The sequence below is a fragment of the Pseudoselenomonas ruminantium genome (assembly GCF_900113715.1).
GTDB classification, from domain to species: domain Bacteria; phylum Bacillota; class Negativicutes; order Selenomonadales; family Selenomonadaceae; genus Selenomonas_A; species Selenomonas_A caprae.
This window is the reverse complement of sequence record NZ_FOQK01000010.1, coordinates 85,965-109,681: the sequence shown is the minus strand read 5'-3', so window position 1 is coordinate 109,681 and position 23,717 is coordinate 85,965. Positions and strand designations below refer to the sequence as shown.

Annotated in this window: 19 protein-coding genes and 1 pseudogene; 16 read left to right on the top strand and 4 right to left on the bottom strand. The window is 56.7% G+C overall.

Annotated elements, in window-relative coordinates:
• Positions 1-85: 85 nt before the first annotated feature.
• Entirely contained in the window at positions 86-667 is a 582-nt protein-coding gene (locus BM181_RS15750) for a sigma-70 family RNA polymerase sigma factor (protein WP_075443309.1), read from the bottom strand.
• 139 nt (positions 668-806) lie between these two features.
• On the opposite strand from BM181_RS15750, the gene BM181_RS06990 reads away from it, so the two are divergent.
• The 10 genes and pseudogenes from BM181_RS06990 to ychF all read left to right on the top strand — a co-directional run bounded on the left by BM181_RS06990 (position 807) and on the right by ychF (position 14,904).
• A complete protein-coding gene (locus BM181_RS06990) occupies positions 807-1,580 on the top strand; it encodes a MurR/RpiR family transcriptional regulator (RefSeq protein WP_075443307.1) in 774 nt (257 codons plus the stop codon).
• Positions 1,581-1,803: 223 nt separating this feature from the next.
• Positions 1,804-3,919 (top strand): annotated as a pseudogene (locus BM181_RS06985) (alpha-glucoside-specific PTS transporter subunit IIBC).
• A gap of 31 nt (positions 3,920-3,950) precedes the next feature.
• A complete protein-coding gene (locus BM181_RS06980; protein WP_075443305.1) occupies positions 3,951-5,657 on the top strand; it encodes a glycoside hydrolase family 13 protein in 1,707 nt (568 codons plus the stop codon).
• A complete protein-coding gene (locus tag BM181_RS06975) occupies positions 5,654-6,427 on the top strand; it encodes an HAD-IIB family hydrolase (RefSeq protein WP_075443303.1) in 774 nt (257 codons plus the stop codon). The genes BM181_RS06980 and BM181_RS06975 overlap by 4 nt, the downstream gene beginning before the upstream one ends.
• A gap of 183 nt (positions 6,428-6,610) precedes the next feature.
• Complete coding sequence (locus BM181_RS06970) at positions 6,611-8,014, top strand: S-layer homology domain-containing protein (RefSeq protein ID WP_075443301.1); 1,404 nt, start codon at positions 6,611-6,613, stop codon at positions 8,012-8,014.
• 69 nt (positions 8,015-8,083) lie between these two features.
• On the top strand, positions 8,084-10,873 hold the full coding sequence (locus BM181_RS06965) for an alpha-amylase family glycosyl hydrolase (protein ID WP_082336214.1): 2,790 nt from the start codon (positions 8,084-8,086) through the stop codon (positions 10,871-10,873).
• A 431-nt stretch (positions 10,874-11,304) separates the two neighbouring features.
• The gene (gene rpiB, locus BM181_RS06960) at positions 11,305-11,748 is read left to right on the top strand and encodes a ribose 5-phosphate isomerase B (RefSeq protein ID WP_075443299.1); all 444 of its coding nucleotides are present in this window, start codon (positions 11,305-11,307) and stop codon (positions 11,746-11,748) included.
• A 70-nt stretch (positions 11,749-11,818) separates the two neighbouring features.
• Positions 11,819-13,066, top strand: a complete 1,248-nt coding sequence (gene glyA / locus BM181_RS06955) for a serine hydroxymethyltransferase (RefSeq protein WP_075443297.1) — start codon at positions 11,819-11,821, stop codon at positions 13,064-13,066.
• A 25-nt stretch (positions 13,067-13,091) separates the two neighbouring features.
• Entirely contained in the window at positions 13,092-13,730 is a 639-nt protein-coding gene (upp, locus tag BM181_RS06950; RefSeq protein ID WP_173433097.1) for a uracil phosphoribosyltransferase, read from the top strand.
• Positions 13,731-13,797: 67 nt separating this feature from the next.
• Positions 13,798-14,904 (top strand): redox-regulated ATPase YchF, encoded by a 1,107-nt coding sequence (gene ychF, locus BM181_RS06945; RefSeq protein ID WP_075443295.1) that lies wholly within the window; start codon positions 13,798-13,800, stop codon positions 14,902-14,904.
• A gap of 316 nt (positions 14,905-15,220) precedes the next feature.
• On the opposite strand, the gene BM181_RS06940 is transcribed toward ychF, so the two are convergent.
• Positions 15,221-17,221, bottom strand: coding sequence for a molybdopterin-dependent oxidoreductase (locus BM181_RS06940; protein ID WP_075443293.1), 2,001 nt, complete (start codon positions 17,219-17,221; stop codon positions 15,221-15,223).
• Entirely contained in the window at positions 17,214-18,059 is an 846-nt protein-coding gene (locus tag BM181_RS15115; RefSeq protein WP_075443291.1) for an ATP-binding protein, read from the bottom strand. The genes BM181_RS06940 and BM181_RS15115 overlap by 8 nt, the downstream gene beginning before the upstream one ends.
• Positions 18,060-18,185: 126 nt before the next feature.
• On the opposite strand from BM181_RS15115, the gene BM181_RS06930 reads away from it, so the two are divergent.
• The 4 genes from BM181_RS06930 to BM181_RS06915 all read left to right on the top strand — a co-directional run bounded on the left by BM181_RS06930 (position 18,186) and on the right by BM181_RS06915 (position 20,667).
• Positions 18,186-18,761 carry a 4Fe-4S dicluster domain-containing protein gene (locus tag BM181_RS06930; protein ID WP_075443289.1) on the top strand — a complete coding sequence of 192 codons (576 nt, stop codon included), beginning with the start codon at positions 18,186-18,188 and terminating at the stop codon, positions 18,759-18,761.
• On the top strand, positions 18,742-19,518 hold the full coding sequence (locus BM181_RS06925) for a hypothetical protein (protein WP_075443287.1): 777 nt from the start codon (positions 18,742-18,744) through the stop codon (positions 19,516-19,518). The genes BM181_RS06930 and BM181_RS06925 overlap by 20 nt, the downstream gene beginning before the upstream one ends.
• Complete coding sequence (locus BM181_RS06920) at positions 19,473-19,919, top strand: PucR family transcriptional regulator (RefSeq protein WP_082336213.1); 447 nt, start codon at positions 19,473-19,475, stop codon at positions 19,917-19,919. Before BM181_RS06925 ends, BM181_RS06920 begins: the two co-directional genes overlap by 46 nt.
• A gap of 145 nt (positions 19,920-20,064) precedes the next feature.
• A complete protein-coding gene (locus BM181_RS06915) occupies positions 20,065-20,667 on the top strand; it encodes a TorD/DmsD family molecular chaperone (RefSeq protein ID WP_075443283.1) in 603 nt (200 codons plus the stop codon).
• Positions 20,668-20,770: 103 nt separating this feature from the next.
• Here BM181_RS06915 and BM181_RS06910 read toward each other — a convergent pair whose 3' ends face one another.
• Positions 20,771-20,971, bottom strand: a complete 201-nt coding sequence (locus BM181_RS06910) for a DUF951 domain-containing protein (protein WP_075443281.1) — start codon at positions 20,969-20,971, stop codon at positions 20,771-20,773.
• A gap of 29 nt (positions 20,972-21,000) precedes the next feature.
• Here BM181_RS06910 and BM181_RS06905 point away from each other — a divergent pair, with 29 nt between their 5' ends.
• Positions 21,001-21,801 carry a carbon-nitrogen family hydrolase gene (locus BM181_RS06905; RefSeq protein ID WP_075443280.1) on the top strand — a complete coding sequence of 267 codons (801 nt, stop codon included), beginning with the start codon at positions 21,001-21,003 and terminating at the stop codon, positions 21,799-21,801.
• A 417-nt stretch (positions 21,802-22,218) separates the two neighbouring features.
• Entirely contained in the window at positions 22,219-23,469 is a 1,251-nt protein-coding gene (locus tag BM181_RS06900; RefSeq protein ID WP_075443279.1) for an S-layer homology domain-containing protein, read from the top strand.
• The last annotated feature ends 248 nt before the right edge of the window (positions 23,470-23,717 follow it).

Genomic DNA, 23,717 nt, shown 5'->3' with positions numbered 1-23,717 from the left:
AGCGGAGAAAAAGTGCACCCGCCCCCACCCAAGCTGAGCTCTTTCAATTTTATTTTAAGCACGCACTCACAGGCAAACTGCAATTTTATAGCAGCTGCCGCATTTTTTGCAGGCTTTGCCGATGGAGTTTGCTGATGGCTTGGCGGGTGACGTGGAGGCGGGCGGCGATGGTGGTTTGGGGCAGGCCGTAGAGGTAGATAAGGCAAAGGACTGCTTTTTCTTTGGCGGTCAGGCAATGGATGGCTTGCCGCAGCTGCTGGCGGCGGCATAGCTGGGCCTCGGGAATGGGGGCACTGTCCGGGAGCAAGTCCCATAGGGAGCCGTCGGCGGTGCAATCTTGATCGGGGTGCGAGGTACGTCTAAGATAGCGGCGCAGGCGGCAGAAGGCGGTGTAGAGTGCCATCTTTACGCGGTGCTGCAGGAAGGCGGCGAAGTGGACGCCGCGGGTGGCGTCGTAGGCGGCGATGGCTTCGGCGAAGGCCAGGCCTGCGATGCCCTCGGCTTCGTCCCGGAGACCTGCTGCGGCGAGGTACCGCTGGTGCGCTTCCTTGGCGAGCAGGGCGTGGTAATAGTGGTAGAGCTGGTGGCTGGCCGCAGCATCGTGGCGGGCGGCGCGGGCGATCAGCGCATCTTCGGCTGCTTTATCCAGCTGGTTGTATGGACTCATGTTCCATCACTCCTTTCATGGCCTATTGTAGCGGGAGGCCAGCTGTCAATCGAATGATGATTTGCCGGTAAAAGGATGAAAAAATGTTGTTTTTTGACGGTTCGTGCTATAATATGGCATGAACAAGGGGGCGTTTTGTATGCGATTGGAAGAAATCATCAACCGTCATAGGAATGAGCTGAATGACACGGACATGGCCATCTGGAAGTATATCCTCCAGCACCGGGCTGAGGCGCGTCATATCTCGATCCACGAGCTGGCCCGCGCCTGTGCCGTATCGAGCACGACGATTGTCCGCTTTGCGCAGAAGCTCGGCTTTGATGGCTTTGGTGAGCTCAAGGCCGTCATGAAAATGGAGGAACCGGCCAAGGCGTTTTATCGTGAGGATGTCCTCAAGGATCTGCAGGGCTTCTACTCGCAGACGGCGGCCAAGGTATTCAAGCGCAACTTCGACAGTGCGAGCCGCCTGATGCACGAGGCGAACCGCGTCTTTGCCTTTGCCTCCGGCTATGTGCAGAACAATGTCGTGCAGGAGCTGAAGCGGCTGTTCTTCTACGACAATGTATTGATCTATGAGATCAACGGCCACGAGGAGTTCCGTTCCATCGCGCGGACGCTGACGAAGGACGATCTCTTCGTCTTCGTGTCGCTGTCGGGAGAGACGCCGCAGGTCGTGGAGTTTGCACGGCAGCTGCAGCTTTTGGATGTGCCGTTCATTTCCATCACGAAGCTGCATGACAATACGCTGGCGAGCCTGTCGACCGTCAATCTCTACGTGTCGCCAGCACGCTTCCAGCTCTATAACCAGGACGATGAGCATACGGCCTTCCAGTCGATGATGCCGTATTTCATGCTCGTGGAGGTTTGGTATGTCAAATACCGCATGTATATCAATCGTCAGACTGGCCAGTAAGTGTACCAAAGTACGCCGGATGTACCATGGTACGCCTTGACGACAAAGTGCCGAAAGCCCGCGGACCTATTGCGTTCGCGGGCTTTTTTGCGTATGCTTTAAGTACAAGATATCTTACAGAGAACAGCGGCAGGATGCCAACGGGATCTGAATGGGAACCGCATTTATTGGTGTATGTATTGATGTGACAAGACGTTCGTAGGAGAACTGGAGGGAATGAAAAATGACACTAAGCAAAGATCGTGTCATGCAGGGAATGCAGCGGTTTGGCGGTGCGATGTACACGCCAGTCGTATTGTTTGCATTCTTTGGTCTCACGGTAGCATTGGCCATCATTTGCAAGAATGAAGGCATTCTCGGTGCTCTGGCAGCGAAGGGTACGCTGTGGTATGATTTCTGGTTTGTCGTGGAACAGGGAGCCTGGACGGTATTTTCCCAGATGCCGATCCTGTTCGCCATCGCGGTGCCAATCGGCTTTGCCAAGAAGGAGCCGGCACGGTGCGCGATGGAAGCCTTCGTCATCTACATGGTATTCAACTATTTCATCTCGGGATTCCTGACGCTTGACGGTGCATTCTTCGGCGTCGACTACAGCCAGAACGCTGGGGCAGGCACAGGGCTGGCGATGATCGCCAACATCAAGACCCTCGACATGGGCATGCTCGGTGCTATCTTCATCGCCTGTGTGACGGCCTGGCTGCACAACCGCTTCTACGATACGGATATCCCTGAGTGGCTCGGCATCTTCAAGGGCCCGGCCTTCGTCGTAGCTGTCGGCTTTGCCGTTATGATCCCGCTGGCCTTCCTCTTCTGCCTGATCTGGCCGGCTATCCAGCATGGCATCATGAATTTCCAGGGCTTCCTCAAGACCAGCGGTCTGCTGGGGGTCTGGGCCTATACGTTCTCGGAGCGCATCCTGCTGCCGGCAGGCCTGCACCACTTCATCTATCTGCCGTTCATCTTCGGCCCGGCCGTCTGTGATGGCGGTATCCAGGCATACTGGCTGCAGCATATCAACGACTTTGCGACGAGCGCGCAGAGCCTCAAGGACATGTTCCCGGAGGGCGGCTTCGCCCTGCATGGCAGCTCGAAGGTCTTTGGCCTGCCGGGCGCAGCACTGGCTATCTACATGTGCGCGAAACCGGAGAAGAAAAAGAAGACGGCAGCTCTGCTGATTCCGGCTACGCTGACCGCTGTGATCTGCGGCATCACCGAGCCGCTGGAGTTCACGTTCCTGTTCGTAGCGCCGCTTCTGTATCTCGTTCATTCCATTTTGGCCGCAACGCTGTCGGCTACGCTCTATTTCTTCGGCCTGGCCGGTAACTTCGGCGGCGGCCTCATCGACTGCTTCGTGCAGAACTGGATTCCGCTGTTCTCGTACCATTCGGGCACGTACATCATGCAGATCGTCATCGGTCTCTGCTTTACGGCCATCTATTTCTTCACGTTCCGTTTCATGATCCTGAAGTTCGACTATGCAACGCCGGGCCGCACGGCTGACGACGTTGAGGATAAGCTGTTCTCGAAAGACGAGTACAAAGCCAAGAAAAGAAATGGAAGACATGGGCCTTGCAGGCAATGCTATGGCCATCAAGGCGAAAGTATTCCTGGACTGCCTGGGCGGCCCGGAGAACATCAAAGAGGTCACGAACTGTGCAACGCGCCTGCGTGTCACGGTTGGCGATCCCGATAAAGTAAAACCGGTATCGAAATTCACGAAGGCGGGTGCCTATGGCCTCGTCAAGAACGGTCATGCTGTGCAGGTAATCGTCGGCCTTTCCGTACCGCAGGTGCGCGGCTACTTCGATGCGCTGCTGAAGGGCGAATCCATCGCACCGGGTGAGGGGGAGGATACCTCTGCCAAGACGGCTGCTGCTGTGGATCTTTCCATGAAACTCGATGCCTGCATTTCAGGACAGCTCATCGATATGTCCGAAGTCAAGGACGATATGTTCTCGCAGAAGATGATGGGCGATGGCGTAGCTATCGAGCCGACGGGCGATACGGTCGTAGCACCGGCCGATGCTGAGGTCACGATGGTCATGGAAGAGAGCCTGCATGCTATCGGCTTGCGCTTTGCCAATGGTGCAGAGCTTTTGATCCATATCGGCATCGATACGGTCAAGCTCAATGGCCGTGGCTTCCAGTTGCTGACGACGCAGGGGGCGCATGTCAAGCAGGGCGAGCCGCTTATCCGCTTCGACCCGCAGGTCATCCGTGATGCCGGCTATCAGACGACGGTCATCATGGCAGTGACGAACTCGGCAGATTATCCGCAGATGAAGAAGAAGCCGGACCAGACGGTTGCGGCAAGTGAAACCCCGGTTCTGACATTCTGACCGGCAACGACCCATAAAGGAAAGATTTATCATGAAAGATTTGCAATGGTGGCAGAAGACCGTCGTCTACCAGGTCTATCCCAAAAGCTTTCTCGATACGACTGGCAGCGGCCAGGGCGATATCCCTGGCATCACGCGGAAACTCGACTACCTGAAGACACTCGGCGTCGGTGCCATCTGGCTCACGCCGGTCTATTCCTCGCCGATGGTGGACAACGGCTATGACATCGCCGACTATACGGCCATCGACCCGTCGTATGGCACGATGGCCGATATGGAGGAGCTTATCGCTGCGGCGAAGAAACGCGATATCCGCATTGTCATGGACTTGGTCTATAACCACACGTCGGACAAGCATGCGTGGTTTATCGAGTCGAAGTCCAGCCGTGACAACAGCAAGGCCGACTGGTATATCTGGCGCGATGCCAAGCCGGATGGCTCTGCACCGACCAACTGGCGCTCCATTTTTGGCGGCAGTGCCTGGACCTGGTGCGAGGAGCGGCAGCAGTACTATCTGCATACCTTCGCTGCAGCCCAGCCGGATCTCAACTGGGAAAATCCTGCGGTCCGGCAGGCCCTCTATGCGGCCGCCAACTTCTGGCTCGACAAGGGCGTAGGCGGCTTCCGCATCGATGCCATCGTCTACATCAAGAAGCCGGCGGTTTTCGCCGACGGCGAGCCGGACAGCAGTGACGGCATGGTCAATGTGCATTCGATGATTGCCAATACGCCGGGAATCCTCGATTTCCTGCAGGAATTCCGCCGTGAGGTGTTTGACGGGCACGATATCTTCACCGTCGCTGAGGCCAATGGCGTCGGCCCGGAGGAGCTCAAGGACTGGGTCGGAGAGCAAGGGGCATTTGATATGCTCTTCGAGTTCAGCCATGTGAACCTGGAATTCCCTGATGGCGAGATCTGGTGCCGCGGTACGGGCTGGAAGCCGGAGCTCATTCCTGAGCTCAAGCGGAGCCTCACGGCCAGCCAGCTGGCCACCGCGGAGAACGGCTGGTATCCGGTCTTCTTCGAGAATCACGACCAGCTCCGCTGCGTGCGCCATTTCTTCCCCGATGACGCTGATCCGCAGGTCACGGCCAAAGCCATCGCGACGCTGCTGTTCACCCTGCGGGGTACGCCGTTCATCTACGAGGGCCAGGAGCTGGGCATGGACAATGTGGCCTGGGGCTCGATTGCAGATTATGATGATATTTCTTCCCAGGGGCAGTATGAACTGGCATTGGCCGAGGGCCGCAGCGAAAGCGATGCGCTGCGCCTGGTCCACCGGTACAGCCGTGACAATGCACGCACGCCGATGCAGTGGACGCGCGGCCGTCAGGCCGGCTTCACGGAGGGGCAGCCCTGGCTGCCTGTCCATGAAGACTATGCGCGCTGCTGCGTCGAAAGCGAGGCCGAAGACGAAGACTCGGTGCTGTCCTTCTACCGCCGGATCAGCCGTCTGCGCCGTGAGGGCGCTGCGGCGCAGGTGTTGCAGCAGGGCAGCTATGAGGAAGTCCTGACGGAGCGGGAAGATGTCTATGCCTTCCGCCGCCGCTGGGGCGGGCAGGAAGTGCTTACCGTGGTGAACTTCACTGGCAAGGAGACAGTCTATGCGGCAGAACTGCCAGAGGAAGCACGGGTGATCATAGAAACACAGCCGGACAGCAAGAGAGGCAAGCTGCGTCCTTATGAGGCAGTCTGCTATCTGGGCCGTACGGCACGAAAGGAGGGGCAGGGCCAATGAAGATTGCTGCCAGTGATTACGACGGAACCTTATTCCGCAATGAAGAGATTTCGCGGGCGGATGCCGAGGGCGTTCGCCGCTGGCGGGCAGCCGGCAACAAGTTTGGTGTAGTCACGGGGCGTGACTACGGCATGCTGGCGCCGCAGCTTAAATACTACGGCATCGAGTCGGACTATGCAGTCTGCAACAATGGCGGTCTCATCTGCCGTGCCGATGGCACGCCGCTCTGGCAGGGGGATATCCCGCTGCCGGTGCTGGCGGAGATGGTAAAGGACCCCGGCGTCTGCCGTTCGTTCCATTTCGCCTTTTCGGCTGCGGATACGACCTATCTATATCATGAGCGTGAAGGCTCCTGGATTTCGCGGGAGGCGAAGCAGTGGGATTTTGCCATCGTGGAAATCACGGAGGACGATATCCTGAGCCTGCCGCAGATCCACCAGTTCTCGCTGGGCTACCCTGAGGCCGGCGAGGCGCTGGAGGTCAGCAAGAAGCTCAATGCGCGCTTTGGTGATGTGGTGCATGCCTATCCCAACCGCTGCAGCGTCGATGTCACACCGAAGGGCATCAGCAAGGAGCAGGGCATCCGCAAACTCATCGATCTGATGGGCTGGGCGGAGCCGGAGGTCTTCTCCATCGGCGATGAGATCAACGACCTGCCGATGATTGAAGCGTTCAATGGTTTTACTGTGGATACGGCGCGCGAGGCCATCCAGGCCAAGGCACGTAAGGTCTATCAAGGCGTCGGCATGATGCTTGAGGCCAACCTCTGAATTCGTTTCCCCTGAGGAGGGAGCTTCCCCGGCTCCCTATACCCTCATATTCCTACATATGAACATATGAAGAGGCTTTACCCCAAAGCCTCTTCCCCTTAATCGATAATTGTGTGAAAATTCAAGAACTGCAGAATATACTGCGGAATAATGCAATGTGATGCGAAAGGAAGTTTTTGGACAATGAAACTCAACAAGAATACTGCAGCAATCCTCGCCGGCATGATGATGAGCACAGCTTTTGGCGGCACGGCACTAGCCGCGACAGCTGACAGCTTCACGGATGTGCCGAAGGATCATTGGGCCTATGAAGCTTTGGACTATCTGGCAAAAGATGGCATCATCGAGGGCATGGGCGACAATACCTTCCAAGGCGGACGGACGATGACGCGCTATGAGATGGCGGCGATTGTGGCCAAGGCCATGCAGAAATCCGGTGGATCGGTTGCTGACAAGGCTGTTCTTGAAAAACTTGAGGCCGAGTACGGCGGCGAGCTGGCGACGCTCCGCAAGCAGGTCGAGAAAAACACGGCCCAGATCGAGAAAAACAAACAGGCTATTGAGCGCGTCAACCTGCACGGCTTTGTGCGGACGCAGTATGATTACGATAAGGATACGACGAATGAAAAAATAGATCATGCCAATAACCGGTTTTATTTGAATCTCTATGGCGACTTCAAGGTCAATGACAATTGGACGGCGAAGTTCCAGAGCGAGACAAATCGCCGCTACAACGATGGACATCGCCGGGGCGAGACTGGTTTTAGCAATTATAGCGAGAAAACATGGTCGGGGCATGATGGCAACATCCAGCGCATTTGGGCGGATGGCTGGTTCCCGAAATCGCAGCTGTGGGTCAGCGTCGGCAGGACGTGGCGCGGATTGGGCGGCCAGAATATCCTGTTCGGCAATGAGTCCGATGGCATCCAGTTCGGCCTGCCGATTCCGGGGACAAAGCTGACGGCCAGCGGTTTCTGGATGGCTTCGACCTGGAGCGGGAACAAAGAAAGCTTGTACGGCGTCGGGACTTGGGGCCCTGTTGGCCATTGTGCAGGCATCAATCTTGCTTTTGCTAAGAGCAACAAGAGCAAGGGCGATGTCTATAGCAGCGGGCAGATCAATGGGTATAAGATCCATACGGATGCAGGAACGGGCATATCGACCATTGATCCGGTATATGCAGAGAACGACCAGCATGTGGAACGCAGCTATGGGTATGTCCTCAGTGGCTATGTCGATGCCGCTAAGGATCTCCGCTTCCTGGCAGATTATGTAAAGACGAATGCAGATTTCCAGAACAACAGCCTGGGACTGCGGCTTAATTACCGCAATACCGATTTGAATAAACCGGGCAGCTATCAGGTTTATGGCCGTTACATCAAATACGGCGCGAATGGCCAGCTCGCTGGTGATGATGAATGGGGCTCGACGCCGTCGGCAACGAAGGGCTGGATTCTTGGCGTCAAATATATCCCTGCGAAAAATATTGAGTGGGAGACGCTGTATTCGCGGCAGAAACGTGGCTATGACCAGGCCTGGGCATATAACAGGACGTTATTCCGCACGCAGGTAGACTACCATTTCTAAGCCGCTGGATGGAAGAGCAGGCTCTTTCCGTTCCCTGCAGGGCGGGGAGAGCTTTTATGGAGGGATTCGATGAATCGCAAACATTTTTTGCGGCAGGCCATAGGCATGTCTTTGACGCTTAGCTTGTTGGCCTCGCCCTGTGTTATGCCGCCAGAGTTGCTGCCGGCCAGCGGCTTGGCGGTGGCACAGGCTGCTGAGATACAGCAGCCTGCCAGCCAGCGGGTCGTTGTGCTGGTCGGTGATTTGCAAACGGTGGGCGGTGCCGCTGCGAAGTGGGCACCGTCGGATATGGCGACGAAGATGACGCCGCTGGGCCACGATTTTTATGCGCTGACCATCAAGGACATGCCGGCGGGCACCTATAACTACAAGGTCGCAATCAACGGCAGCTGGGCCGAGAACTATGGCTTGAATGGCATCGCGGACGGTGCCAATGTCTCCTTGACCCTTGAGAAGCCCGGGACGGTCACCTTCTACTATAACGATAAGACGCATCGCATCGCTGACAGCCAGAACTACAAGATGCTGGCGGAAAACGAGCTGCCGGTGATTTCCGGGATTGCGGACGCAGGCGGCACGATGCATGACCTGATGCTGGCGGGCCTTTATCAGATGGAAGCCAAGGTCGCAGCTGGCGACTACACGGTCAAGGTCGCTCAGGCCGGCCAGTCACCGGTCACGCAGACCATCCGTATCGAAAAGCCTGCATGGGTCACGTTCTACTACGATGCGGCGAAAAAGCGCATCATCGCCGATGATGGCAGCATTCGCGCAGATAAAGTCTCCCATGACAGCTGGAACAAGGAGGAGCGCGGCCCCTGGGGCGCGGTGGAAGAAGGGACGCCCGTGACGCTTAAACTCCGCACGGGAGCCGGTGATGTGTCTGGGGTGAAGATCATGGTCACCAAGGCCGCGATGACGGCCAAGGGTGGCGATGAGTACAACCCGGACTACGAGGCGGGGCAAACGGCCTATTATCCCATGCAGAAAATCGGTACCAAGGATGGACAGGATATCTGGCAGGGCAGCTTTACGCCGCAGAGCTATGGCATCTATGGCTACAAATTCGTGCTCAACGATACGAAAGAGTATGGCGATGATACCAAGACGGGCGGTACGGGGGAGCTGAAGCTGGCTGGGACGAAATACTTCCAGGTAACGGCCTATAAGAAGGGCTTTGAGACGCCGGCCTGGGCCAAGGAAGCCGTCTGCTACCAGATCTTCCCCGACCGCTTCTTCGATGGGGATCCGTCCATCGACAACGCGCGCACGACGGCCCGTGGCAGCCAGCCCGTGCAGCATCGCGCCTGGACGGACCTGCCAGCCAATTCCGGGGCCGGGGCGGCCGATGGTGATGCGTGGGATTGCAACGATTTCTTTGGCGGCGACATTGCCGGCATCACCAAGAAGCTCGATTATCTCAAGGGGCTGGGCATCACGGCCATCTATCTGAATCCTGTCTATGCTGCTTCGTCGAATCATCGCTATGATGCGCGCGACTATAACGCCATCGATCCGTTGCTCGGCGATTTCAAGGCCCTGCAGACGCTGACGGCCGAGATGAAGAAGCGCGGCATGCATCTCATCATGGATGGTGTCTACAATCATGTGGGCGATGACTCGGTATACTTTGACCGCTATGGCAAGTATCCGACCGTCGGCGCTTATGAGTATTGGAGCCGCATCTATGACCTGCAGAATACGCAGGGGCTGACGCTGGCAGCGGCCAAGGCCGAAGCCAGGAAGCAGCTGGAGGCTGAGGGGCAGGTATTCTCGCCCTACCATTGGGAGGATTGGTTCGATATCCGCAACGTCAAGGGACGTGACGAGATGGGCGCGAAGTACGACTACCATTGCTGGCAGGGCTTCTCGAGTCTCGCACCGTTCCGCGACAAGGACTATCCGGGCTACGATGCGAAGACGCCTGCCCACACGGACCTGGGGGACTATCTGCTCTATGGCCGCGCAGGCGACAAGGGTGTCATGATCAAGTGGTTCGACTACGGCCTGTCGGGCTGGCGGCTCGATGTGGCCAAGGAAGTACCGCCGGGGTTCTGGGCCAAGACGCGTGATGCGGTCAAAGCGGTAAAGACGCAGACTGGCGATACACCGCTGCTCCTGGCCGAGATCTGGCAGGATGGCTCGCAGTTCTTCCTGGGGGATACGATGGATTCAGTCATGAACTATAAGCTGTCCGATGCCATCGGCCAGTTCGTGATGGGCGGCAAGGCGCAGGACGCCGATGACGTGCTCACGCAGCTGCGGCAGAACTATCCGCAGGAGGCCCTTTACAACCTGATGAATATCGTCGATTCGCACGATACGGCACGGGCCATCTATCTCTATGGAAATGGCAAGGACAATGTGCTCCAGCCGACGCGGCGCGATTTTGACTATGCGCTGGGCAAGGCGCGGCTCAAGATGGCGGCGGCTTTCGAGCTCGGCTATCCGGGCATGCCGACCATTTACTACGGCGATGAAGCCGGAAGTTTCGGCTCCAAAGACCCCGATTGCCGTCGTACGTTCCCGTGGGGCAAAGAGGATAAGGACTTGCAGGCCTTCTATAAGAAAGCCATTGCAGCCCGCAACAACAACAAGAACGTCTTTGCCCTCGGCGGCCTTGCAACCCTTGCCGCCAAGGACAACATCTATGCGTATCAGCGCACGGCCGTCGATGGCTCGGGCAAGATTGGTGTCGTAGCACTGAACAATGGCAAAGCCCAGCAAGTGACCTTCAAAGTGGCAGCCCCAGAGGGTACGGTGCTCAAAGACCAGCTTTCCGGTCTGCAGGCAACCGTCAAAAAGGGGGAACTGTCCTTCCGGCTCGGCGAGAATCAGGCGGTCATGCTGGTCAGTTGAATAAAACGAATATTTTCTTTGCGAAATTTGTATAATGGCGTTATAATGGACATAGTAAAAGGCTACCGGTGACGGTCAGCCCTACAGAGTTAACAACGAGTAAGAATCGCCGCCTTCTGATTGGACGTCTTCAGGCGGCTTTTCTTATGACTTTATGGTTAGTACAAGCGCCAGAACTAGAATCAGTATCAGATAAAAGTCATATCTACTCATGGTTCAGCGCCCCTTCCCAGGGCCATAGATTTACCGCCACCGTTCGGTAGCCATGACGAGAGTATACTATAAGTGTTATTGGAATAGCAATAACCTCATATGTTGCTGTATACATGATTTATAGATAGAAGTCTGCGAGAAAAATCGCAGACTTCTATTTTTTTCGGTGGGCTTATGATACAATAAAAGTTAGTATGTAAGAAAGGTGGAGGGTAAGCATGAAAATTACCATCGGCAGTGATCACGGCGCTGTCCAGCTCAAAGAAGAAGTCAAGATGGTCCTCAAGGAATACGGCGACATTGAGGTGACAGATGTCGGTACCTTCGGCACGGAGTCGGTCGACTATCCCGATATCGCCGAGAAGATTTGCGCGGATGTCGTCTCGGGAAAATCCGACCGTGGCATTGCGCTTTGCGGTACGGGCATCGGCATCAGCATTGCCTGCAACAAGGTCAAGGGAATCCGCTGCGCACTTTGCAGCGATGTCTACTCGGCTAAGATGTCGCGTCAGCACAACAATGCCAATGTGCTCGCGATGGGTGGCCGCGTCACGGGCTTTGGTCCGGCTGGCGAGATCGTCCGCGCCTGGGTTGAGACGGAGTTCGAGGGCGGCCGTCATGAGCGCCGCGTGAACAAGATCATGGCCCTGGAGCAGAACTGACTGCTGTCTATTCCCAATAAAATATAAGCAAGTGTCCGCATTCATCTGTCTTTTTTAGGAGGTTCTCCCTATGAGTCTTATGGAAACACTGAAGAAATCCGATCCGGAAATCGCCGCCCAGCTCGATAATGAGCTGAGACGCCAGCGCACGAAGCTCGAGCTTATCGCTTCGGAAAATATCGTGAGCAAGGCGGTGCTTGAGGCCCAGGGCAGCGTGCTGACCAACAAGTACGCCGAAGGCTACCCGGGCAAGCGCTACTATGGCGGCTGCGAATTCGTGGATGAGGTGGAGACACTGGCCATCGAGCGGGCCAAGAAGCTCTTTGGTGCGGAGTATGCCAACGTGCAGCCGCACTCGGGCGCACAGGCCAATATGGCGGTGTTCTTTGCCCTGCTGCAGCCGGGCGATACGGTCATGGGCATGAACCTCACGGATGGCGGACATCTGACCCATGGCAGCCCGGTCAACATGTCGGGCAAGTACTTCAACATCGTGCCGTACGGTGTTACGAAGGAGACGGAGACGATCGACTATGATGCGCTTGAGAAGCAGGCGGAGGAGTGCCAGCCGAAGCTCATCGTCGCCGGTGCATCGGCCTATGCGCGTGTCATCGACTTCCCGCGCCTGTCTGAGATCGCGAAGAAAGTCGGCGCCTATCTGATGGTCGACATCGCGCACATCGCCGGCCTGGTCGCTGCCGGGGAGCATCCGAGCCCGATCCCGTATGCCGATGTCGTCACGACGACGACCCATAAGACGCTGCGCGGCCCGCGTGGCGGCATGATCCTTTGCCGTGATGCGGAGTTCGGCAAGCAGTTCAACAAGGCCGTATTCCCTGGCATCCAGGGCGGCCCGCTTATGCACGTCATCGCTGCCAAGGCCGTCGCGCTGGGCGAGGCTCTGCGTCCGGAGTTTAAGGAGTACGCCAAGCAGCTCAAGAAGAATGCCAAGGCACTTGCTGATACGCTGTCTGCTGACGGTTTCCGCATCGTCTCGGGCGGCACGGACAACCATCTGATGCTGGTCGATCTGACGAGCAAGGGCATCACGGGTAAGGAAGCCCAGTTCGTCCTCGACGAGGTCAATATCACGGCCAATCGCAACACGATTCCGTTCGAGCCGTTGTCACCGTTTGTCACGAGCGGTATCCGCCTCGGCTCTCCGGCACTTACGACGCGCGGATTCAAGGAAGAGGATATGGTAGAAGTAGGGAATATCATAGCCATGGTCCTTAGCGATCCGCAGAACGAAGACGTCAAGGCAGCAGCCCGCAAGCGTGTAGCTGCTCTTTGCGAAAAATATCCGCTTTATGAATAAGAGAAACTGAAGGAGAAGAAAGAAAATGTCTGAAGATATGAAAGTAACCGTAATCGATCATCCGCTGATCCAGCACAAGCTCACGCTGATGCGCCAGAAGGATACGGGCACGAAGGACTTCCGTGAGCTCCTAGAGGAGATCGCGATGCTCATGGCCTATGAGATTACGCGTGATTTCCCGCTCAAGGAAATCGAGATCGAGACGCCGGTCACGAAATGCAAGGCCAAGGTGCTGGCTGGCAAGAAAGTCGGTGTCGTACCTATCCTGCGCGCTGGCCTCGGCATGCTCAACGGCGTTGTCAACATGATTCCGGCTGCCCGCGTCGGCCATGTCGGCATGTACCGTGACCCGAAGACGCTCAAGCCGGTCGAGTACTACTGCAAGCTGCCTAATGATGTCGCTGAGCGCACGCTGATCGTTGTCGATCCGATGCTTGCCACGGGCGGCAGTGCGGCTGCAGCGCTCTCGCTGCTCAAGGAGAAGGGTGCGAAATCCATGATCCTCATGTGCCTTGTCGCAGCGCCGGAAGGCATCAAGGTCATCAACGAAGAGCATCCGGATGTACCGCTTTACGTAGCGGCTATCGATGAGAAGCTCAACGAGAAGGGCTACATCGTCCCGGGCCTCGGCGACGCCGGCGACCGTATCTTCGGCACGCTGTAAGAGAGCGCTGCGCGCCACCTTTCCTAAGGGGGAAGGTTTTTATCAGGAGATTAAAGGAGTAAGTATTTTGAGTAATTTAGAAGTAGGTATTGTCGGCCTGCCAAATGTCGGCAAGAGCACTTTGTTCAATGCAATCACGAAGGCTGGTGCTGAGGCAGCTAACTTCCCGTTCTGCACGATTGAGCCGAATGTCGGCGTCGTCGCAGTGCCGGATGAGCGCCTCAAGGTGCTGCATGAGATGTACGATTCCAAGAAGACGACGCCGGCTTCGGTGCGCTTCGTCGATATCGCGGGGCTTGTCAAGGGGGCTTCGAAAGGCGAGGGCCTGGGCAACAAGTTCCTCGAGCATATCCGTCAGGTCGATGCAGTCGCGCATGTCGTACGCTGCTTCGATGACCAGAACATCACGCATGTCGAGGGCGGCATCGATCCGCTGCGCGATATCGACATCATCCAGACCGAGCTTTGCCTCGCGGATCTCGAGGTCGTCGAGAAGCGCATCATGAAGGTGGCCAAGCTCGCGAAATCCGGTGCCAAAGAAGCCCGCGTGGAGGATGAAATCCTGCGCCGTATCAAGGAGGCTCTGGATGAAGCCAAACCGGCCCGCCAGGTTGACTTGAGTGCAGACGACCTTGAGGTCATCAAGGATATGAACCTCATCACGCTGAAGCCGACGCTCTATGTCACGAACGTAGCCGAGGATGAAGTCGCTACGGCCTTTGACGAGAATGCCTATGTGCAGAAGGTCAAGGAATTCGCTGCGCAGGAAGGGGCAGAGGTCGTTGCCATCTCGGCCAAAGTCGAGTCGGAAATCGCTGAGCTCGACGAGGAAGAAGCCAAGGCGTTCCTCGAGGATCTCGGCGAGACCGAAAGCGGTCTTGACCGTCTGATCAAGGCAGCCTTTGACCTTCTGGGGCTCCAGACGTTCCTGACGGCTGGCCCGGACGAGTGCCGTGCCTGGACGATTGTCAAAGGGACGACAGCACCGAAGGCTGCGGGCAAGATCCATACGGATTTCGAGCGTGGCTTTATCCGTGCCGAAATCGTCAACTATGATGACCTTGTCGCCAATGGCAGTGTCGCAGCTGCACGCGAAAAAGGACAGGTCCGCGTCGAAGGCAAGGACTACGTTATGCAGGATGGCGATGTCGTAAACTTCCGCTTTAACGTATAAGTACATACTGATAGAAAAACGCCCGTATGATTGCGTATCATGCGGGCGTTTTGTGGTTTGTCTTGATGTTGCCTGAAAATAGAAAAGAGCTGTGGTTAGTCACGCCACAGCTCGATGTTCAGTGGAATTCTCTCCAATTCCTTAGCTTAAGTTAAGTATATCATGATCTCCAGTTTCTTGCTATCTGTACTGGCCAGTGTAATCGGCTGTTACTTGGTCAGATGGATCGACAGATGGTAATCCGCAACAGGATAGATCCAATTTGCGGTATGGAATAGTCAGCCTGCTGCATGGCCGTCGCGAAAGCGGCGGTCTTTTATTTTGCCCGGATATTTACGAAGACATCGTAGAGGGCGACGCCGGGGGCACCGGTGCTCAGCGTGCCGAGGTCGGTGGCGCGGCCGCCGTTGAGCGCGTTTAGCCTGCCTTGGCGGCTGCTGCCCTGATAGCTCAGCAGGACGTCAGGGGGCAGGTGCTCGTCATAGTGGATGGTAGCGGTAACCTTACCGTACTCGTTCCAGAGAATGACCGGCTGTCCTTCAGATAGGCGGCGTTTTTGGGCAGCGGCGGGATGGATATAGACGCGGGGGTATTCGGGCAATTCGTGCAGCTGCGTGTGGATTTGCCCGTTGATGTTCTGCTGGGCGTGCGGGGTGATGAAGTGGAAGGGATAGGCTGGTGTCGGCAGGAGCAGCTCGATGTTTTCGGGCAGATCGCAGCAGTGGAACTTGCCATCATCTGTCGCAAAGTGGCCGCCTTCCCAGGCAATGGATGATGCGCGCACCTTGATGGCACCTTCGCATAAGTCGCGCCAGCCGTTGATGCCAAGCTGCTCGCAGACAGCTGGCGTGAACTCGGCATCGAGGAACTCTTCATCGGTCTGTCCGGCGGGGAAATCGCTGGTGCCAGGCGCAAGCTCGTTTAGGCGGCGCGTCAGCAGACGTGCGATCTCGAGGTCGCTTTTCGTCTCGCCGCGCGGGGCGATGGCGGGTTCGTTGACGCCGAGCCAGTGCTGGAAATAGCCGGTATAGACGTCGAGACTCTCAAATTCCGTGGTGACGGGCAAAACGATATCCGCCATCTCGGCGGTCTGGGTCAGGAACTTATCAGCGACGACGACGAGCTCGAGATCCTGCCAGCAGGCCCGCAGCTTATGCGGGGCGACGTCCTGGCCGATTAGATTGCGGCAGGCCACCCATAAAAGGCGGACCGGCGGCTCTTGCAGGGAGCTTAGCCGCTGGGCGAACTGGTTGATGTTGATATAGCGGGTGTCTTTCCGTGCATGCTTGGTAGCGTAAGGGAAGTCGACGCCTTCGCGGTCGGCAAAGTTGACGCCGCCGCCGGCGATGCCGATATTGCCCGTCAGCATAGAGAGGGCGTCGATGAGCCGGATCGTAAGGCCGCCCTGGATGTGACGCTGCATGCCAAAACCGCACCAGATATGCATGGGATTGTGTGTGGCGATAAGGTCTGTCAGCATTTCGATGGTCGCTTCGTCCTGATCGATGGCTGCATAGAGAGCCTTGGCATCAAGGCGGCGAATCTTTCGTAGCAGCGAAGCAGCGCCTAGGATGCGCGGGTCGTCAGCCTTTAGTGCGCCGCGGGCGGCAAGCTTTTTCAGCAGCAGCAGCACCAGGGCGGCGTCGCTGCCCGGGCGCGTTTGGATATAGTAGTCAGCTTTACGGGCCGTCTCCGTATAGACGGGATCGATGACGACAATCTTGGCCCCGTGATCCCGGGCGGTGTAGAGGGCTGGCAGCGAGTGGATGGAGGTCCAGGCTGGATTCACGCCCCAAAGGATGATGAGCTGCGAGTGGATGAGCTCGTGCATGGCAGACGTGACATTGCCGCCGAAGTCGAGCTTTTGGGCATCGATGCCGGAGGAAAAGCAAGGCGTGCCAGTTGTCTGCGTCGTTGGCCCGAGGCTGTTGAACATGCCCTCACAGGCATAGTGGAGCAGGCCGAAATTGCCGGAATACTTATTGAGGCACAAAGGCAGCGTGGAGCCGTAGCGTTCCTTGAGTTCAAGGATCTTGTGAGCGATGATGTCGATGGCGGTATCCCAGCTGATGCGCTGCCAGCGTCCTGTGCCGCGCCCTGCCTGGTGCAGCGGGAACAGCAGCCGCTGCGGGTGGTCGACGGTGCCGAGTATCCGGCTGGCCTTGGAGCAGAGCTGGGAAAAGGCGGGATCGGTGCTGCCATCGCCGGTCAGCTTCTCGATGCGGCCGCCCCGCGTGTAGGCGAGCATCGGGCAGGAGTCGTAGCAGTTGCGGGGGCAGGTATGGTGCGTGACCTGATAGCCGTCCTCGTTATGCATGGGGGTCACATCCTTTCGCTTCGGTGGAGAGGGTCAGGGCTTCATGCGGGCAGTTGCCCGTGCAGACCGTGCAGGCCGTGCAGCGCAGCGGGGAAAACTGGACTTTCTTGCCGCTGGCACTAGAGGCGTCCTCCGTGATGGTGATGGCCTTTTCGGGGCATAGCATCGCGCAGAGCCCGCAGAAATTGCAGTTGCCGCTGACCGTCAAGGCGGGGAAAAGATTACAGCTCTCAGCCTGCTGTTTTTCAAGCCAGATGACCGGATCGAAGGCATAGAGGCGCTCGGTCTGTGCGGCGGTGAAGTCAGCGACGCCCTGGGCGGTAGCCGATAGCAGCGAGCGGAAGAAGGAGCGGCGGGCGACTTTAGGCTTTGACGGGGCCGCTTCGCGGACATGGACGAGGCGGATGGACGCTTTGCCCGCCTTTTCCAGCGCCTGATTGCAGGCGGCGATTTCCTGATCGAGCCATTGGCTGACGGCAGGGTTGCAGCCGGCGCAGCGCGACGTGTCGATGGCGAGGGGGCGGCGGCTGGCAAGAGCCCAGAGCAGCTGACGGGTAAGTGCGCCCAGGCATTGCATGCCGTGTGCACTCACTTGGGCACACATGAGTACCTGCGGCTCAAGCGCAGTCGTCTGGCTGAGACAGCTGTCGTAATCGACGCAGCTTTGCACGGCACCTGTGGGGCAGACCGCCGTGCAGAGGCCGCAGTCATCGCAGCGGTCCGCATCGACGGTGCGATTCTTGATGGCCTGCTGCGGGCAGGCAGTCTCGCAGCGGTGGCAGCTTACGTTGGTATAGTGGAACAGGCACCGGTTCAGATCGATTTCGCGTTTGGCCATATTTCGAAACACCTTTCTTTTCGTACGATTCGAATCTGTGGTATAATTGTATGATGTAATTATACCATAGTTTGAAATTTCGCCAAAACATAGAAGAACTTGGCGGGGAGTGTAAGGAGGGGCGTCATGCGGCCGCATCAACTAGGATTCCAGGTGGACTTATCGCGCTGTGTCGGCTGCCGTGCCTGTGAGCTTGCCTGTCAGTACGAGCATCCCGGTACACCAGGAGGGTTCCGTCATCTCGAGCCGCTGCGGGCTGAGGTGCGGGTTCAGGGATTGCTGTCAATGGCCTGCAATCACTGTGCGGCACCGGAGTGTATGCGGGTGTGTCCGGAGCATTGCTATGAAAAGCTGCGCAATGGCGTTGTGCAGCATCATAGTGAGAAATGCGTCGGCTGTGGCCGCTGCGTTGGGGCCTGCCCGTTTGGGGCGCCGCAAATCAGTCCGCGCACGCAGCGGGCGGAAAAGTGTGATTTCTGTATGGATAGGCAGGCGGCAGGCCAGCTGCCTGCCTGCGTCGAGGCTTGTCCTGTAAATGCGCTGCGACTGATTGAGATGGATGAGGATGAAGAAGCAGATGCGAATCTGCTTGGCTCTCCCTTGCTTCGGTATACCCAGCCATCCATCCGCTTTATCGCGGCACGGCAGCCGAGGTGTTTCTGGCGTAAGGAGGCCGGTGGTCATGAACCAAAAGATGAATAAGGAAGACCTTTGGCAGCAGACGACCTTGCAAGGGAAATTGCGGCTGGCCGCTGAAGTGACGGGGCTGGCCCTTGCGGTCATCAATCAGTCCGGCGAGCTGGTGCGGCGGACGGCTGATTTTGCCGAGGGCGAGCTGTCGCTGCTGCGCAATCGCCGTCAGGCCCTGCTGCAGCAGGATATGACGCCCTTTGTGGGGCTGCATCTGCGGCCGCTCGGTTACGGGACGCTGGCGCTGGGATGGCTCGTGGCGGCACTCGGTGATGAGGAGCTGACGCCGGAGCGGGAGGAGATGCTCAAGGAGCTGTCCTGCCAGCTTTCGTTCCTGCTCTGGCATGAGGAGGAGATGCGGCAGGAGACGCGGCGCCATCGGGAGCAGTTCCTCTACGATGTGTTCTATCATAACTTCGAATCATCGGAGGAAGTCATCTGTGTCGGCAAGCTCTGGAATATGGATCTTGACCGGCCGCATTATGTGGTGGTGGCCGAATTCGACCAGCCGCTTTTAGGCGGGCGGTCGCAGCAGTGGCAGGATGATCTTGAGCGCGGTTGGCAGCGCACCTTGCTCAGCCGTTTTACGCAGCCAATCACGATGCAGCTCAACAGCCAGGTCGTTCTGCTGCTGCCTGAGCAGGAGAACGCTGGCAGCCGGCAGGCTGGCATACGGGAGCAGATGCAGGCACTTTACGCCAGGTACGTAAGGCGCAGCCGCAGCTGCCAGCTTTCTCACTGGGTATCGGCCGGGTCTATCCGGCCGTAGCGGACATCTGCCGCAGTTTGCAGGAGGCTCGGCAGGCGGTGAGCCTCGGCAGATTCCATCATCCGGAAAATGGTATTACCTGCTATGAGGATTTGGGCGTCTTGAAGCTGCTTTCGCATATCCGCATCGAAGAACTGGATGATTTCGTGCAGGAAACGCTCGGACCGCTCGTGGCCTATGACGATGCCAACAAGACGGATTACCTGCGCACGCTCGAAATCTATTTTCAGGAAAACGAATCCCTGCCAAAGGCCGCTGAGCGCATGTTCATCCATGCGAATACCTTGCGCAACCGCTTGAAGAAGATACAGGATGTGCTCGGTGTCGATCTTAACCGGGCTGACCGGCGTGTGCGCTTTTATGTGGCCTGCCAGGCCCTGCGCATCATTCAGCATCCGTAGCAGGTGTGAAAAGCTCCTGTGTAAAATCCTATAAGTATTGCAGGAAAAGTTTGGATAAGTTCACAGCATATTGCTGCCTGTTTTTTATTATAATAGAAAAATGGAACTTAATGAGTATGATAAAATTTACTTATGAGAGCGTGGAATGGATATGTATGAGCATGAATCTAGGGATAGGCTACTGAAGAAAGCAGAAATCTATCGGGAATTATCGGAATACTATTCCGGCGTGCTGTATTCTGGCAAATCGGCAGTCCGGCATATCGGCAAGCTGCTGGCTATCCGGCTGGCAGTGCCGGGGATTGTCGCGGGTACAGCGGATGATTACAACCGGCTGTTTATCGCGCCACATACGCGGCTGGCACCGCCGCTGGCGGATGTCTATTGTGAGGAGCGGCCGCTGGCGATGCGGCTCGAGAGCCTGCGGGCACGGCAGATCTGTGAGGAAGCAGGTCTGGATATGCTGCAGCAGGAAGAGTCTGGTGACCACTTGCACTATGCTTTGGCGTATATGAGCTGCCTTCTTGAGGCCTTGGGCCGCCGGCATCTCGATATGCAGCTGGCAGACCGCCTTTGGGATGCGTACCAGCTGTTCCTGCGGGACCATCTGCTGAGCTGGGTGTTCGAGCATCTCGACGATGTCCGCCGCCGCAGTGAGTCGGTGTTCTGCCAGAGCGTGGCTGCAGCTGCCTGCTCTTTCCTGCAGACCGAGCAGGAAGCCATGTATTTTGAAGTACGCGAAGCTTGAATAGGAAAATAGAACAGCCCGCTGACCATGCAGTCAGCGGGCTGTTTGTGTATGCGATATGATTGAAATGTGATAATTTATATGTTATCGTATTTTTTAGCTTCTACTCCGTATTCGCGTGTTTTACGATGGCGCGCACCATTTTTTCGAATTTGGGGCGCGGCAGCATGACGAGATGGCCGCAGCCCTGGCATTTGAGCCGGAAATCCATGCCGACGCGCAGGATTTCCCATTCGCTGCTGCCGCAGGGATGCGGTTTTTTCATGCGGACGATATCGCCGAGTTTGTATTGTTGCTTTTCCATTGTTTGTCCCCCTTGTGAGGTAATAGTCTATGAAAGTTGCTGTACTGCAGATGGAGGTCGCGTTTGGCGCGCCTGAAAAGAATATCGCGAATTTCTACCGGCTGACTGAGCAGGCTATGACGCAGCGTCCCGATGTTCTGCTGCTGCCGGAGCTTTGGCGGCTCGGCTTCTATCCGCAGCCCATCCTCGACTATGCCGATGCGGATGGCGCGCAGACGCGGCGGGCGCTTGCCGAGCTTTCGGCGCGGTATCAGGTCAACATCGTTGGCGGGACGGTGGCCAATGCCATTGGCCGGCAGGTATTCAATACCTGCTACGTTTTTGACCGCACAGGCCGGCTGACGACGACCTATCATAAGACGCATCTCTTCACGCCCAGTGGCGAGAAAGAGGACTTCCAGCCTGGCGATAGTGTCGTGACCTTTACGCTCGATGGCGTCAAATGCGGGCTGGCGGTCTGCTACGATATCCGTTTTCCCGAGCTTGCCCGCCGTCTGGCGCTGGAGGGCGTGGCTGTTTTATTCGTACCAGCCGCTTGGCCGCTTTCGCGGCTCATCCATTGGCAGACTTTGATCAGGGCCCGCGCTATCGAAAATCAGATTTTCGTCGTCGCCTGCAACGAATCCGGCATAGGAGCCGATAATCTGCAGCTGGCAGGCCACTCCGCCATCATCGACCCCTGGGGCGAGATCCTCGCGCAGGCCGGTGAGCAGGAAACCATCCTGCATAGCACGCTGCGGCTGGCTGTGCGCCAGCAAATCAAGGAAAACATGGATGTCTTCGCCGATCGGCGCGAACGGCTCTACACGCCGAAGGTACCTATATCATAGCATAGTGGGGACATAGCGGAAAGCACGCTGTTTTATAAATGTGTAATTTCTTTTCTTGCTATATGGATATACCCGATTGGATAGGGCAGGCAGATTTTTGAAATCACACATATGAGCCGCAGTGCCTGAGCAGGTAAGCAGCGTCGGAATGTTGGAACCGGCGCTGCTTTTTCGTTGATGCAGTGGGGCGTCTTTTCTTATAGTTGACTTAGAAAACTATCTAATCAAATCATAACGAAAGAATAATGGTTCGTTAATTGTAATTGACTTGGTCAAGTATTATACTGAAAGTGTCCTAAGGGAAAGGGGCACGGATAGATGAGCACTGAGGAAACAAGGAAACTCATGAGCTCCGCCGTACTTCCCGCAGGACGGGAGATTACATTTCTTTTCGGTTACGAAATGGAGGAGATTATCATGAAAAAGACTATTGTTTCGGCTCTGACTACGGCACTGGTTGTCGGCGCTGCTTCGACTACTTTTGCTGCTACGAACCCGTTCTCGGATGTCCCGGCTGACCATTGGGCATATGATGCTGTATCCCAGCTGGCTGCGGACGGCGTCATCGAAGGCTACGGCGACGATACCTTCAAGGGCGACAAGAACATCACGCGTTATGAGATGGCACAGATGGTTGCCAAGGCCATGGCAAAGAACACGTCCGGTGCTGACAAAGCGCTGGTGGACAAGCTCGCCGCTGAGTTTGCCGATGAGCTCAATCAGCTCGGTGTCCGCGTCTCGAACCTTGAGCGCAACGCTGACAAAGTGAAATGGAACGGCGAGGCCCGCTACACCTACACGAACACGAAGGTGGATGACGATGGCGATGCAAAGAATGAATTGCTGTTCCGCCTTGAGCCGACGGCTGAGGTCAACAACAACTGGCACGTCAAAGCTCGTCTCGACGCGAAGCTCAATGCCAGCGAGGATGGCGAGAACGATATCAGCCTCAAGCGTGCTTGGGCCCAGGGTGACTACGATAACTTCAGCATCAAAGCTGGTAAGCTGCCGATGCAGGTGGATGGCGATTCCATCCTCGATAGCCAGATGACTGGTGCGGCGCTGACGGCTGGCAAGGATGTCAAGTTCACGGTACAGGGCGGCCGCTGGGATCTCAGCGATAACAATGGCGTCAACAGCAGCATCGTAGCTGGTGCAGCCGCAGCTGGCGAGCAGAAAGCTTCGGTCGGCGGTGTCGGCCTGCAGTACGACAAGGGCAACCTGTCGGCAGGTGCAGCTTACCACCGCATCGGCAGCGACGCGTTCCGCGGTGCGGATGGTTATGGCGACCATGATACGGCGAATATCTGGAGCGTCAACGGCAAGTACCACTTCAACGACAATGTCGCACTCGGCGGCATGTATGCCCAGAATACGCAGGCCGACAACTACAAGAAAGCTGGCTCGGTCGAGCTCGATTACAAGGGGGCCAAAGCCGAGAACCCGGGTTCCTGGGGTGCCTATGTCGCCTATCGCCATCTCGGCCAGAACGTAGCTCTGGCACCGACTTATGATGGTGCTTGGGCAGGCACGAAAGGCTGGGAGATCGGCACGAACTATGCCGTAGCGAAAAATACCGTCGCCAGCCTCAAGTATTTCAACGGCAAGACGATTGCCGGCGATAACGATGCTTCGAAGGTCTTTGGCCGCGTCCAGTTCCTTTTCTGACATGTTTCTAATAAAAAAATAATCTGAAAACAAAGCCTCGCGCAAAAAATGCCGCGAGGCTTTGTTTTATGCGGGTCGGTGGAATTTTCGCTATACGCAGAAAACTGAAAAGCGCATGGAATTGAGATTATTTTTCGCTTAGAATACTTGCGCTTAAAAACCATTTATGATAAGATAAGCACTGTTTGAGGGTACATCAAAGGAGCAGAGTGAGGAAACATGGACACTCATGAGATTCCTCTGATGGC